Below are 13,239 nucleotides of genomic sequence, written 5' to 3'. Positions count from 1 at the left end.
CCTGCTGGCGGCCGGGCGACGCTCATCCTCCGACGATCGCCGAGAAGACGACGACGCGGTCGTCGGGCCACAGAGGCGTGTCGGCGCGCGCGGCGCGCGGCACGAAGCGCGTGTTGACGGCGGTGGCGACCGAGTCGTCGTCGCTGCCGCGTTCGGCGAGCACGTCGGCCACCGTCAGGCCGAGGCGCCAGGCGTGCGGCTCGCCGTTGACCAGCACGTTGGCCGGCCTCGTCCTGACGGGTGCGGACACGTCGTCTCCTTCATGCATGGCTCAACTCCTTGCGGCGCGCGCCCAGCATCAGGCCGGTGCGCTCGAGGGCTTCTTCGACGAGGGCCGGCGCCAGCAGGAAGCCGTGGCGGAAGAGCCCGTTGATGCGGATCAGGCCCGGCTCGCAGTGCAGGTGCGGGCGCTGGTCGAGCGTGGCGGGGCGCAGGTGCGTGTCGAGCCGCACGATGCGCGCCTCGGCCAGCTGCGGCACGATGCTGTGCGCTGCAGTCAGCAGTTCGATCGTGCTGCGCACGCTCACGGGCGAGCGGTCCTCGGAGTCGATCTCGGTGGCGCCGACAATGACGAGGTCGCCATGCCGCGGCACCAGGTAGACGCGATGGCGCGCGTGGATGCAGCGCACCGGCCGGCGCAGGTCCAGCCCCGGCGCGTGCAGCCACAGCAGCTCGCCGCGCACGCCGCGCAGCGCGATGCCGGCGCCGCGCGCGCCCAGGCCACGCGTGTCGACGGCGAAGTCGACCTTCACCGGCGCGCGGCTGGCCACGTGCAGCTCGTTCGGCTCGACGTGGATCACGCGCGTGCCCCAGTGCCAGCGCACGCCGGGGCTTTCGGCGACGAGCGCGGGCAGCAGCCGCGTCGCGTCGACCTGGCCCTCGCCGGGCAGCAGCCAGCCCTGCAGGCCGGGCAGCAGCGCGGGCTCGAGCGCCTGCAGCGCATCGTGCGTCAGCGCCTGCGGGTCGCGTTGCGGCGGCCTGTCGCGCGGCGCGTTCAGCTGCAGCGTGGTCGGGTGGTCGTTCTCGGCGGCGTCGAGCGCGCGCTCGCGGGCGCTGCGCGCGTTGGCCGCCTTCATGCGGGCGAGCACGCGTTGCGTCGCGCCGGTGTCGCCGGGATGCGCGACGAGCACGCTGCCGTTGCGGCGGAACAGGCCGGGCGCGTGATGGCGCGGCCCGAGCGCGGCGATCACGCCGGGCCACAGGTCCAGCGAGCGCCAGCCGCGCTCGGCGATGTCGGCCGGCGCATGCTCCAGCTCGGCCAGCGGACTCAGCATGCCGGCGGCGGTGAACGCCGCGGCGAGGTGCGAGGCATGCCCTTGCGGCGCCTCGGCGTCGGGCGCGAGGTCGAACACCTCGACCGAATGCCCGAGGCGCGCGAGCTGGAACGCGAGCAGGCGCCCGGCGATGCCCGCGCCGGCGATGCCGACAACGCTCATTCGTCCTCCGCGCCGTAGATCGGAACGAAGGGCTTGCCCAGCGGCGTGCGCTTGACCAGGCCGTCGCCGCGCACGGCGTCCAGCGTGGCGTGGGCCTGCGCGGCGGCGAAGTCGCGCACCTCGTGCGACGTCTTCATCGAGCAGAACTTGGGCCCGCACATGCTGCAGAAGTGCGCCTCCTTCGCGGCCTCGGCGGGCAGCGTCTCGTCGTGATACCTGCGTGCCGTATCCGGATCGAGCGCGAGGTTGAACTGGTCGTGCCAGCGGAACTCGAAGCGCGCCTTGCTCATCGCGTCGTCGCGCGCGCGGGCGCCCGGGTGGCCCTTGGCGACGTCGGCGGCGTGGGCCGCGATCTTGTACGCGATCAGGCCCTGCTTGACGTCGTCGCGGTTCGGCAGGCCCAGGTGTTCCTTGGGCGTGACGTAGCACAGCATCGCGGTGCCCATCCAGCCGATCATGGCGGCGCCGATCGCGCTGGCGATGTGGTCGTAGCCGGGCGAGCAGTCGATCGTCAGCGGGCCCAGCGTGTAGAACGGCGCCTCGCCGCACAGGCGCAGCTGCTCGCTCATGTTGGCCTGGATCAGGTGCATCGGCACGTGGCCGGGGCCCTCGATCATCGTCTGCACGTCGTGCTTCCACGCGACCTGCGTGAGCTCGCCCAGCGTGCGCAGCTCCGCGAACTGGGCCTCGTCGTTGGCGTCGGACAGCGAGCCGGGCCGCAGGCCGTCGCCGAGCGAGAACGAGACGTCGTACGTCTTCATGATCTCGCAGATCTCCTCGAAGTGCGTGAACAGGAAGTTCTCGCAGCCGTGCGCCATGCACCACTTGGCGAGGATCGCGCCGCCGCGCGAGACGATGCCCGTGCGGCGGTTGGCCGTCAGCGGCACGAAGTCGCGCAGCACGCCGGCGTGGATGGTGAAGTAGTCGACGCCTTGCTCGGCCTGCTCGATCAGGGTGTCGCGGAACAGCGGCCAGCTGAGCTCCTCGGCGATGCCGCCCACCTTCTCGAGCGCCTGGTAGATCGGCACCGTGCCGATCGGCACCGGGCTGTTGCGCAGGATCCAGTCGCGCGTGGTGTGGATGCTCGCGCCGGTGGACAGGTCCATCACCGTGTCCGCGCCCCAGCGCGTGGCCCACACGAGCTTGTCGACCTCCTCCTCGATGCTGGAGGTCGTCGCCGAGTTGCCGATGTTGGCGTTGACCTTGACGAGGAAGTTGCGCCCGATCGCCATCGGCTCGAGCTCGGGATGGTTGATGTTGGCCGGGATGATCGCGCGGCCGCGCGCCACCTCGTCGCGCACGAACTCGGGCGTGATGCGGTGCGGGATCGCGGCGCCGCGCGCGTCTCCGCGCAGGCGCTGCTCGCGCAGCGCGTCGGCCTGGTATTCGGCCATCCACTCGTGGCGGCCGTTCTCGCGCAGCGCGACGAACTCCATCTCGGGCGTGACGATGCCGCGCCGCGCATAGTGCAGCTGCGTCACGTTGCGGCCGGGGACAGCGCGGCGCGGCGTGCGCTGCAGGCCGTCGGCCTCGCGGCGCAGCGAGGCGATGCGCGCGGCGGCCGCGCCCGCGGACGGCGCGCGCGCGCGCTGGCCGTCGTCGACCGGCACGGCCGCGCGTCCGGCATAGGACTCGCTGTCGCCGCGCGCGGCGATCCAGCGCGAGCGCACTGTCTCGAGCCCGCGCCGCAGGTCGATCAGCGCGGTGGGGTCGGTATACGGGCCCGAGGTGTCGTAGATCGTGACCTTCTCGCCGTTGGTCAGCGCGATCTCGCGCATCGGCACGCTGACACCGGTCTGCAGGCCCTGCACGCGCACCTTGCGCGACGCGGGCAGCAGCTGGCGCGACAGGGAAGCGGCATGGCCGCAATCGAGGACGTCCGGCGCGTTGGCGGCGGTCGGGGCGTTCGGATCAAGGGGCAAGGTCATCGGGACTCCGGTCCGGGTTCAAGACGCTTGCTCCGGACGGTGCTCCGACCACGCGCGGGACGCCGGGTCGGCGTTCCTCGTTGTCGTCTGCAGCTCTCCTTACGCCGGTACTAGCCGGTTCAAGTTCTCGGGTTCGACCTAGATTACCCATCCATCGGTCGTCTCAGCATCTCTTGGCGGATGCACCCCGGAGCGGTCGCCAGTTTACGACGGGCGCGCAGCTCTGCAATGACTATTTCCGGGTATATCGATACACGGTATGGGGTATCGAACAAGTTTGACTTTTTCCGCTGTCGGCTGCAGTCCCTGGTGCGCGTCCGGCCGCCTCCCGGCGGCGGCGATCAGGGCCTGTTCTTGAAGGCCGCGTCGTAGGCGCCGTCCGAGAATCCGTTGAGCGTGCGGCCGTCGACGACCAGCACCGGCACGCCCGTGCGGCCGCCGCTGGCCTGAGCGAGGGCGGCCATGCCGCCGGGCGCGTCGATGTCGATGTTGTTGTAGGCCACGCCGTGGCCGCCCAGCCAGGCCTTGGCCTTCGTGCAGTAGCCGCACCAGACCGCCGAATAGAGCGTCACGCCCTTGCCGGTGGCCACCTGCACCGAGCCGTTGGGATGGGTCTTGCGGAACTGCTCCATGTACGACGCCGCCGACGCCGGCAGCGCGCTGCTCGCCAGCTCGAACTTCATCGTCTTCTCGAGCCGGCCCGTGGTCGGCGCGTGGTCGCTGTAGACGATCCTGCCGTCGGGGCCCACCGACTTGTAGACGGTCTGCGCCGAAGCCGTCGCGACAGCAAGCAGGACGCCGGCGCGCAGCCAGGCGGTGGGTCGGGCGATGGCATTCATGGGGCGACTCCGTTCGAATCGAGACGTGGGGGCCGGACGAATCATAGCGAGCGCAGGGGCTCCTCGGCCGCCGCGACGACGATCAGCTCGATCAGCAGCCCCGGCGCCAGCGCGGCCTGGAAGCAGGCGCGCTGCGGCCAGTGCGCGGGGTCGGCGCCGATCCACTCGACCCAGTGGCGATCGAACTCGGGCCGCTGGGCGATGTCGGCGAGCAGCACCTGCAGCGACAGGATGCGCGAGCGCGACGAGCCGGCCTCGCGCAGGTGGGCGTCGAGCATCGCCAGCGACTGCGTCACCTGCTCGACGAACGGCGCCGAGGGCTGGCGCGCGTTGGCCACCGTGTAGATCGTGTCCGCGTGGCGGACGCTGCGGCTGCGGCCCGGCGCGCCGCCGGCCCAACGGGAGATGGTGCTCATCGTGATGGCGCCCTTCGTGTTCGGTGATGCCCTCCTGTCGATCGCGATGGCTTCATGGTTAATCAACAAGAAGTTTATTAACTGGTCGACAATGGGCGCATGCCCGCAACGCTTCCGCTGACCCCGCCGACGACCGTCCGCCACCCGTACTGGATCCTCGCCGCCGTCTGCCTGCTCGGCTTGATGAGCACGGTCGGCGTGTCGATGCCGTATCCGATTCTCGCGCCGATCTTCGTCGGCGGCGCGGTGGACGGGTTCACGCACTTCGCGGGCCTGCAGCCGTCGGTGCTGATGGGGATCGCGCTGGCGGCCAATCCGCTGGGCATCCTGATCGGCAGCCTCGTCACCGGGCCGATGTCCGACCGCCACGGGCGGCGCGTGGTGCTGGCGGTGACGCTGATCGCGACGCTCGCGGGCCACCTGCTCACGGCGTGGGCGCTGGTGCTGCGCAACTATCCGCTGTTCGCGCTGGCGCGCTTCGGCACGGGGCTGGTCGAGAGCAACACCGCGGTCGCGCGCGCGATGGTGGCGGACCTGCACGAGCAGATCGACCGCACGCGCGCGTTCGCGCTGCTCAACGCCTTCTTCTACGCCGGCTGGCTGCTCGGACCGCTGGTGGGCGGCCTGACGCTGCCGCTGGGCGAGCCGGTGCCCTTCGTGCTGGCCGCGGCGATGACGCTGCCCTGCGTGGCCATCCTGTTCCTCGGGCTGCCGACGGCGTCCCGGCCTGCCGCGAGCGCGGCGCCGCGACGCAACGTGGTGCAACTGCTGGTCGCCGACCGCACGCTGGGCGTGATCTTCGGGCTGCAGCTGGCCTACACGCTGGCGCTCAATTCGCTCTATGAGTTCGCGCCGCTGTGGATGCTGCAGAACGCCCATTTCGACAGCCGCGGCATCGCCATCGTCACCGCCGGCCAGTGCGCCGCGATGACGTTGACCAGCGCGCTGGCCGGCCGCTTCGGCAGCTCGGGCCGCCATCCGCTGCGCCGCGCGGCCCTCTATGCGCTCGTCGCCGCGGTGTGCCTTGCGCTGATGGCGGTGTTGCCGGGGCGACTGGGCATCTTCGTGATCATGGCGATGGGCTTCCCGACCGCGATGTACAACGCGGTGATGCCGGCGTGGATGTCCGAGCGCTTCGCGCATCACGGGCAGGGCCGCATCATGGGGTTGCTGTCGACGATCTTCTGCGTGGCCAACGTGATCGTCGCGCTGGGCGGCGGCTGGATCGCGCTGCTGTCGACGCGCTGGATCATGGCGCTCGGCGGCGCGGCGGCGGTGGTGTCGGCGCTGCTGATGCTGCGGCTGGCGCGCATGGAGGCGGCGCGCGGCGCCGTGGCGTCATGAGCGACGCCCGGCCGCCCGAAGGCGCTCGCACCGCAGTCCGCAGGACGGAGGCTTCCTGATGTCGTCCACGCCCGACCGCCTTCTGTACCAGCTCAAGAGCCGCGGCCCGCAGCCCGCGGCGACGCTGGCCGGCGCGCTCGCGATCACGCCGATGGGCGCGCACAAGCAGCTGCAGTCGCTGCAGGAGCAGGGCCTGGTGAGCTCGCGCGACGAGGCCGACGGCCCCGGCCGGCCCAAGCGCCTGTGGACGCTGACGGCTGCCGGCCACGCGCGCTTCCCGGATCGCCACGCCGACCTGGCGGTGCAGCTGTTCCGCCACGCCGCGAGCGTGCTGGGCCCCGACGCGGTCGACCGCCTCATCGCGGCACGCGAGCAGGAGCAGCAGTCCGCCTACGAAGCCGCGCTGGCGGGCGTCGCGTCGCTCGGCGCGCGCGTGCGCCGGCTCGCCGAGCTGCGCTCGCGCGAAGGCTACATGGCGCGCGCGGAGAAGCACGGCAAGGCCTGGCTGCTGGTGGAGGATCACTGCCCGATCTGCGCCGCGGCGGCGACGTGCCAGGGGCTGTGCCGCTCGGAACTGCGGATCTTCGCGCAGTGCCTCGGCGACGGCGTGCAGGTGGAGCGCGTCGAGCACGTGCTGGCGGGCGGCCGTCGTTGCGCGTACAAGGTGACGGCGGCCGGGTAAGTCCGGACCCGCACGTCGATTGCCGGGCTGAATCCGGTTCGCGCGCTGCCTCGTATCCATGGGGACAACGAACCGCCTCTTCGAGGAGCCCGCATGACCACCACCACCGCCCGCGCCGTCGGCTGGGTCGAACAAGGCCTGGTGCCGGACCGCGTCGTCCGGCTCGGCATCCGCCGCCTGTTGAAGGAGCGGCTGGACGAGCAGCACGCGACCGACGCCGAGGCCGCCGACGAGATGACCCAGGCCTTCATCGCCGACATGCGCGGCGCGCCGATCGCGCTCGTGCCCGAGAAGGCCAACGAGCAGCACTACGAGGTGCCGGCCGAGTTCTTCGCGCGCACGCTGGGCCCGCATCGGAAGTACAGCAGCTGTTTCTGGGGCGACGGTGCCGAGACGCTCGCGCAGGCCGAGGCGCACGCGCTGCGCATCACCTGCGAACGCGCGGGCCTGCGCGACGGCCAGGACATCCTCGAGCTGGGCTGCGGCTGGGGCTCGCTGAGCCTGTGGGTGGCCGACCACTATCGGGCCAGCCACGTCACGGCGGTGTCGAACTCGCACTCGCAGCGCCACCACATCGAGCGCGAGGCCGCGGCGCGCGGGCTCGCCAACCTGCGCGTCATCACCTGCGACGTCAACGAGTTCGATGCGCAGGCCGGGCACTTCGACCGCGTCGTGTCGGTGGAGATGTTCGAGCACCTGCGCAACTGGCCCGCGATGTTCGCGCGCGTCGCCGGCTGGCTCAAGCCCGGGGGACGCTTCTTCATGCACGTGTTCGCGACGCGCGGCGCGCCGTACGCGTTCGTCGAGCGCGACGCGAGCGACTGGATGAGCCGCCACTTCTTCTCGGGCGGCATGATGCCCGGCGACGACCTCGCGCTCAACTTCCAGGACGACCTGCGCCTGGCGCGTCGCTGGCGCTGGGACGGCACGCACTACCAGAAGACCGCCGAGGCCTGGCTGCGCAACATGGACGATTCGCGCGACGCGCTGATGGCGCTGATGGTCGCCACCTATGGCGACGCCGCCGACGTCTGGTGGCAGCGCTGGCGCCTGTTCTTCATGTCGGTGGCCGAGCTGTTCGGCTACGAGGACGGGCAGCAGTGGTGGGTCAGCCACTACCTGTTCGACAAGCGCTGATGCAGCTCTCGCCCGCGCTCGCCCGTGCGCCCGCGCGTGACGCGGGGGCGCCCTCGCGCGTGCGTCAAGTCGCGAACTTCGTCGTGTTCGAGGCGGCGTGGTTCGCCTGCATCCTGGGAGTCGCGCACGGGGAGCCGCTGTGGGGCACGGCGGCGGTCGTCGCGGCGATCGCGTGGCACGTGGCGATCTCGGCGCGGCCCGCGACCGAGCTCGCGCTGGCCGCGATCCTCGGCGCGATCGGGCTCGTGGCCGAGTCGCTGGTCGTCGCGCAGGGCCACGTCGCCTACCCGGCAGGCCAGCCGGTGGCGTGGCTCGCGCCGTACTGGATGGTCGCGCTGTGGGCGGAGTTCGGCATCGCGCTCAACGTCACGTTGCGCTGGCTCAAGCGCAAGCCTTTGCTCGCGGTGGTGCTGGGCGCCGTGTTCGGGCCGCTGTCGTACCTCGGCGGCGTGCGGCTGGGCGGCGCGCACTTCGTCGACGAGCCCGCCGCGCTCGTCACCCTGGCCTGCATGTGGGCGGTGCTGATGCCGCTGGTCATGTGGATCTCCGATCGCTTCGACGGCGTCGCGCCGCAACCCGCCCATGCCTGACTTCGCCTCGCTGCTGCCCGTCGCTCTGTGCGGCCTCGCGCTGATCTCGCTGATCGCGGCCGGCACCTGGATCGCGAGCCTCGTGCGGCACGACGTCAGCCTCGTCGACCGCCTGTGGTCGCTGATGATCGCCGGGCCCGCGGTCGTCTACGCGGCGCAGGCGTCGTCGACGAGCCCGCGCGCCATCGCCGTGCTGGTGCTGGTGCTCGCCTGGGGCCTGCGGCTGGCGGCCTACATCACGTGGCGCAACTGGGGGCATGGCGAAGATCGCCGCTACCAGGAGATCCGGGCGCGCAACCAGCCGCACTTCGCCTTCAAGAGCCTCTACCTCGTCTTCGCGCTGCAGATGGTGCTGGCGTGGATCGTGTCCGCGCCGACGTTGGCCGCGCTCGCGGGCGATCGTGCGTTCGGCACGCTCGACGTCGCCGGCATCGTCGTCGCGCTCGTCGGCTTCCTGTTCGAGGCCATCGGCGACGCGCAGATGGCCGCGTTCAGGCGCGAGCCGTCGCACAAGGGCCAGGTGATGGATCGCGGGCTGTGGCGCTACACGCGGCACCCGAACTACTTCGGCGAGGCCTGCTTCTGGTGGGGCGTGTGGCTGATCGCGCTGGCCGCCGGCGGGGCCGCGGCGATCTGGACCGTGCTGTCGCCGCTGCTGATGACGGTGCTGCTGCTGAAGGTCTCGGGCGTCGCGATGCTCGAGAAGGACATCGGCGAACGTCGCCCCGCCTACCGCGACTACATCGCGCGCACCAACGCATTCATCCCCGGGCCGCCGCGCCGCAAGGAGACCTCGGCATGAAGCATGCGCTGATCGCCACGATGCTCGCGACGGCCTTCGCGGCGCACGCTGCTGACGGCACGCGCACTTACGCGTTCGAGGCCTTCCTGGACGGCAGGCCCATCGGCAAGCACGTGTTCACCGTGGCGACCGAAGGCGACGCGCGCAAGGTCACCAGCGAGGCCGACTTCCGAGTGAAGATCATCGGCATCACCGCCTACCACTATCACCACCATGCCGACGAGCAGTGGACGGGCGACTGCCTGTCCGGCCTCGTCGCCAGCACCGACGACGACGGCAAGGCCGCCAGCGTCAAGCTCGCGAAGAGCGGCGACGCCAACGAGATCGCGACCCGTGCCGGCACGACGTCCGAGCCCGGCTGCCTGATGACCTTCGCCTACTGGAACCCGGCGATGCGCGCGCAGAAGCGGCTGCTCAATCCGCAGACCGGCCGGGTCGACGCGGTGAAGGTGGAGCGCGTGGCCAGCGGCCAGGTGACGGTGGGCGGCAAGGACGTCGCCGCGACGGACTGGCGCATCACCGGCGGCGAATCGCCGGTCGACGTCTGGATCTCGGAGCAGGGCGAGTGGGTCGGGCTCGATTCCATGGTCAGCAACGGAAAGCACAAGCTGACCTATCGGCTGCCCTGACCGTCACTTCTCGGCGAGCGCCGTGGCGTAGCCGTTCTTGCCGTGGCGCTTGACCCAGTACATCGCCTCGTCGGCCGCGTGCATCAGCTCGCGCCGCTGGCGGCCGTGGCGCGGGAAGCTGGCCATGCCGATGCTGACGCCGATCTCGGCGACGGCGCGGCCGCCGTCCAGCTCGAACGGTTCGCACAGGCGCGCGACGATGCTGGCGGCGATCTGGCTGGCGGCCACGTCGGTCGGGCCGGAGTGCGCCAGCGCGACGACGAACTCGTCGCCGCCGATGCGTCCGACCAGGTCGGTGTTGCGCCGCAGCTCCGACTGGATGCGCTGCACGGCCTGCTGCAGCACCTCGTCGCCGTGGTGGTGGCCGTGGCGGTCGTTGATCTGCTTGAAGCCGTCGAGGTCGAGGTACAGCAGCGTCAACGCATCCGTGGCGTCGCCGTGCGCGAGATGGCGGTCGATGGCCTCGTCGATGCCGTTGCGGTTGAGCGCGCCGGTCAGCGCGTCGTGGTCGGCGCGGCGGCGCACGTCGGTCTCGACCTGCTTGCGTTCGGTGATGTCGTAGAGCACGCCCTCGACGACGCCGTCCATGGCCATCGAGTCCGTCGTCTCGTCCGGGCGGCGCGCCTCCTGCACCGACAGCAGGCAGTGCGCCCAGCGCGTGCGGCCCTCCGCCGCGCGCAGCTCGAGGTCCGCCGACATCGTCTCGTTGCGCAGCGCCGCCTGCTCGATCATCGCGCGCGCGCGTTCCGGGCGCGCGAAGACGAGCTCGAGGAAGTCGCGGCCGCGCATCTGGCGCAGGTCGCGCACGCCGCCGCCGATCACCTTGAGCACCGTCGGGTTGCCGTTGATCAGCCGGCCCTGGCGATCCAGCACGAAGATGCCCGCGCTGGTGGAGTCGAAGATCTGGCGGTACTGGGCTTCCATCGCCTCGATGTCCTGGCGCAGCTCGCGTTCGCGCTGCAGCGCCTGGGCGTTGGCGCTCAGCAGGTCGTTGGCCGACTGCACCAGCGTGCCGATCTCGTCGTGCGCATGGCCGCGCGGCGTCGGCAGCAGCTGCGTGGAGCCGGGCGGCATCATCGCCAGCGCGCGCGCCAGCCGCACGATGGGCCGCGAGACCAGCCGGGCGCCGGTGAGGAAGACGATCATCGCGATCAGCGCGGCCTGGCCCACCATCAGCAGCGCCATCAGCCAGGCCTCGCGGCGCGCGACGCGCTGCAGCTGGTCGCCGTCGATCTCGATGCGCATCGCGCCGATGGTCTCGCCGGCGTCGAACGGCGACTTCAGCGGCTGGAGGACGACAGCCTCGCTCGCATGCACGGGCGCGGCCCTGCCCGAGCCTTGCAGAAGCGTCCTGCCGCCGTCGTCGACGATGTCGACCTGCCTGACGAGCGAGTTGCGTGCCACGCCCTCGAGCACCTCGCGCATCAACGGCGCGTCGTGTGCGTAGACGGCGATGGCCGCGGTCTTCTCGACGGCGGCCTGCATGCCGGCGATGGTCTGGTGCGCGGCCTCGTTCGCGCGCCGCTCGCCGAGCGCGTAGGCCAGCGCGCCCGCGATCAGCGCGAACACCAGCGCCGCCGCCAGCGCGCCGGCGGGGAAGCGGTATTGCAGGCGCGAGCGCGGCAGGTTCACTTCGGCGCCTTGAGCACGAGGACGACGCGCAGGCCCTTGTCGGCCGCGGGCTCCTGCAGCAGGTAGCCGACCGCGCTCGGATTGCGCCTGACGAGGTCCGCCATCGCGGCCTCGCCGGGCAGCGGCTGCGGCGGCAGCGTCTGGCCCGAGAACATCAGGCGCGACCAGTAGCTGTTGATCTGCGCGAGATCCATGCCGGTCAGCGACTTGTAGAACGCGGCGCGGCCGGGATCGTCGCGCGGCAGGTCGAACGGCAGCGCGAACGTGCCGTCGGGGAAGGCGCGGCTGCGGCCCATGTAGAGGTCGACGAGTTCCTTCTGCGACATGGCCTTGACGCTGCTGGACGTCGGCACGACGACCCACACGTCGGCGCGCGCGGGCAGCGCCGCGGCGAACAGCGCCAGCGCCGCGAGCGACGCGACGAGGCCGCGCCGGCGCCAGGGGAGGAGGCGGGTTGCGGCGGCCATCAGAAGACGAAGTCCATGCCGGCGCTGAGCACGCTCGCGTGATGCGCGGCCGGCGTGTTGAAGCCCCACAAGCCGCCACCGTAGGCGGCGCTGCGCACGACGTCGAGCTGCGCCTTCAGCGCGACCTGGGCGTTGATGTCCCAGCGCGAGCCGACTGTGAGCGTGCCCTCGTTCTCGCGGCCGGAGTTGTACTGGCCCGCGATGTCGGTGCCCAGGGTCTGCGCCTGCTGCGCCAGCACCGGGCCGACGACCGGCGCCAGCGCACCGGTCCATTGCGGCTGGGGCAGCGGTGCGCGCGACGAGCGGGCGCGGCCGACCATCGTGAAGAGCGTCACGTCATCGATGCGGCGCGCGAGGCTCGCGTAGCCGTACCAGGCCGAGCTGCTCTCGAAGTTGCCGGTGATGCGCGACAGTTCCGCCTGCATCTGCCACGGGCTCATGTCCCACGAGACGCCGAGCGCCGCGTAGCGGGTGACGAACGTATGGGAAGAGAACGAGTCGCGCAGCTGCGCGGCCTGCGTCGAGACGACGGGCACCGGCAGCCGTGCCAACTGGTCGAGGCCGTTGTAGGCCTGGATCACGTTGTCGAAGTTGCGCGAGCGCGTGTGCGCCTCGGCGACGGTCGCCTTGATGGTGAGGCCGCCGGCGTCGAAGGCCAGCGTGCTGCCCAGCAACGGATGCACGTTGCCGTGGTCGTCGGTGGTGTCGGGCTGGTTGGCACCGAGCGTGACGCTGGTCTTGCCCGCGAAGATCTTCGCGCGCAGGCGGCCGTCGCCGAGCAGCCATTGGCGGCTGACGTCGGCGCCGTCGAGCGTCGAGGCCGGCATCCAGCCATAGAAGTCGACGCTGGGCCGCATCCACGGGTAGGCGAAGCCGACGTTGCGCACGTCGGCGAGCAGGAACAGGTCGGGGCTGGTGCGGCCGGCGCGGATCTCCCACTCGGGCGCCGGACGCCAGGCCGCGAAGGCCTCCGCGAGGCTCTCGTCGTCCGCGGCCTCGTGGGCGCGCGGCTTCAGCACGAGCTGGCCGACGAGTTCGAATTGCGGGTCGAGCCGCCACGACGCCTGCAGGCCCAGGCGCGAGTCGACGTCGGCGCGCAGGTGCTGGTCGTGGTGTTCGGTCTGGTCGATCTCGCGGCGGAAGCCCCACGAGTCGTGCGGCAGCACGTCGACGAGGCCCAGGGTGCCGAAGCCGTTGAGGCGGAAGTCGGAGCTGCCGGTGGCGTCCTGCGCCGAAGCCGTCGAGGAAAGTGCGGCGAAAGACGCGGCCAGCCAGGTTGCGCGCTGCAGCCGCGCAAGGGTTCTCGGAGTCATCGCCCATTCTGGCCAGGCGGGCCT

General features: G+C 71.5%; 14 protein-coding genes and 1 riboswitch. Of the genes, 6 read left to right on the top strand and 8 right to left on the bottom strand.

Annotated features, from left to right (window positions below):
* Positions 1 to 22: 22 nt before the first annotated feature.
* The 5 genes from thiS to LPC04_RS02965 all read right to left on the bottom strand — a co-directional run bounded on the left by thiS (position 23) and on the right by LPC04_RS02965 (position 4,619).
* Positions 23 to 268 (bottom strand): sulfur carrier protein ThiS, encoded by a 246-nt coding sequence (gene thiS, locus LPC04_RS02985; RefSeq protein ID WP_275680695.1) that lies wholly within the window; start codon positions 266 to 268, stop codon positions 23 to 25.
* The gene (locus LPC04_RS02980) at positions 261 to 1,436 is read right to left on the bottom strand and encodes an FAD-dependent oxidoreductase (RefSeq protein ID WP_275680694.1); all 1,176 of its coding nucleotides are present in this window, start codon (positions 1,434 to 1,436) and stop codon (positions 261 to 263) included. The genes thiS and LPC04_RS02980 overlap by 8 nt, the downstream gene beginning before the upstream one ends.
* Positions 1,433 to 3,364, bottom strand: coding sequence for a phosphomethylpyrimidine synthase ThiC (gene thiC, locus LPC04_RS02975; protein ID WP_275680693.1), 1,932 nt, complete (start codon positions 3,362 to 3,364; stop codon positions 1,433 to 1,435). The genes LPC04_RS02980 and thiC overlap by 4 nt, the downstream gene beginning before the upstream one ends.
* 79 nt (positions 3,365 to 3,443) lie before the next feature.
* A riboswitch (TPP riboswitch) is annotated at positions 3,444 to 3,564 on the bottom strand.
* Positions 3,565 to 3,705: 141 nt separating this feature from the next.
* Positions 3,706 to 4,203, bottom strand: coding sequence for a glutaredoxin family protein (locus LPC04_RS02970; protein ID WP_275680692.1), 498 nt, complete (start codon positions 4,201 to 4,203; stop codon positions 3,706 to 3,708).
* Positions 4,204 to 4,244: 41 nt separating this feature from the next.
* Positions 4,245 to 4,619: a Rid family hydrolase gene (locus LPC04_RS02965; RefSeq protein WP_275680691.1), complete on the bottom strand. Its 375-nt coding sequence runs from the start codon at positions 4,617 to 4,619 to the stop codon at positions 4,245 to 4,247.
* 99 nt (positions 4,620 to 4,718) lie between these two features.
* Here LPC04_RS02965 and LPC04_RS02960 point away from each other — a divergent pair, with 99 nt between their 5' ends.
* From LPC04_RS02960 to LPC04_RS02935, 6 genes are all read left to right on the top strand, one after another.
* Positions 4,719 to 5,963, top strand: a complete 1,245-nt coding sequence (locus LPC04_RS02960; RefSeq protein ID WP_275680690.1) for an MFS transporter — start codon at positions 4,719 to 4,721, stop codon at positions 5,961 to 5,963.
* Positions 5,964 to 6,021: 58 nt separating this feature from the next.
* Positions 6,022 to 6,645 carry a helix-turn-helix transcriptional regulator gene (locus tag LPC04_RS02955; protein WP_275680689.1) on the top strand — a complete coding sequence of 208 codons (624 nt, stop codon included), beginning with the start codon at positions 6,022 to 6,024 and terminating at the stop codon, positions 6,643 to 6,645.
* A gap of 93 nt (positions 6,646 to 6,738) precedes the next feature.
* Positions 6,739 to 7,782: an SAM-dependent methyltransferase gene (locus LPC04_RS02950; RefSeq protein WP_275680688.1), complete on the top strand. Its 1,044-nt coding sequence runs from the start codon at positions 6,739 to 6,741 to the stop codon at positions 7,780 to 7,782.
* Positions 7,782 to 8,372: a DUF2878 domain-containing protein gene (locus LPC04_RS02945; RefSeq protein WP_275680687.1), complete on the top strand. Its 591-nt coding sequence runs from the start codon at positions 7,782 to 7,784 to the stop codon at positions 8,370 to 8,372. Before LPC04_RS02950 ends, LPC04_RS02945 begins: the two co-directional genes overlap by 1 nt.
* Positions 8,365 to 9,174, top strand: a complete 810-nt coding sequence (locus tag LPC04_RS02940) for a DUF1295 domain-containing protein (protein WP_275680686.1) — start codon at positions 8,365 to 8,367, stop codon at positions 9,172 to 9,174. The genes LPC04_RS02945 and LPC04_RS02940 overlap by 8 nt, the downstream gene beginning before the upstream one ends.
* On the top strand, positions 9,171 to 9,803 hold the full coding sequence (locus LPC04_RS02935; protein ID WP_275680685.1) for a DUF6134 family protein: 633 nt from the start codon (positions 9,171 to 9,173) through the stop codon (positions 9,801 to 9,803). The genes LPC04_RS02940 and LPC04_RS02935 overlap by 4 nt, the downstream gene beginning before the upstream one ends.
* Positions 9,804 to 9,806: 3 nt before the next feature.
* Here the strand turns inward: LPC04_RS02935 and LPC04_RS02930 are convergent, their stop codons facing one another.
* From LPC04_RS02930 to LPC04_RS02920, 3 genes are read right to left on the bottom strand one after another with little or no spacing between them, the layout of a single operon-like run.
* Positions 9,807 to 11,435, bottom strand: a complete 1,629-nt coding sequence (locus tag LPC04_RS02930) for a diguanylate cyclase domain-containing protein (protein WP_275680684.1) — start codon at positions 11,433 to 11,435, stop codon at positions 9,807 to 9,809.
* Positions 11,432 to 11,902, bottom strand: coding sequence for a hypothetical protein (locus tag LPC04_RS02925; protein WP_275680683.1), 471 nt, complete (start codon positions 11,900 to 11,902; stop codon positions 11,432 to 11,434). Before LPC04_RS02925 ends, LPC04_RS02930 begins: the two co-directional genes overlap by 4 nt.
* Positions 11,902 to 13,215 (bottom strand): hypothetical protein, encoded by a 1,314-nt coding sequence (locus tag LPC04_RS02920; protein WP_275680682.1) that lies wholly within the window; start codon positions 13,213 to 13,215, stop codon positions 11,902 to 11,904. The genes LPC04_RS02925 and LPC04_RS02920 overlap by 1 nt, the downstream gene beginning before the upstream one ends.
* Positions 13,216 to 13,239 lie beyond the last annotated feature (24 nt).

This window comes from Scleromatobacter humisilvae (assembly GCF_023231945.1).
GTDB classification, from domain to species: domain Bacteria; phylum Pseudomonadota; class Gammaproteobacteria; order Burkholderiales; family Burkholderiaceae_C; genus Scleromatobacter; species Scleromatobacter humisilvae.
The sequence above is the reverse complement of the archived record's forward strand: the minus strand, read 5'-3'. Positions and strand labels throughout refer to the sequence as shown.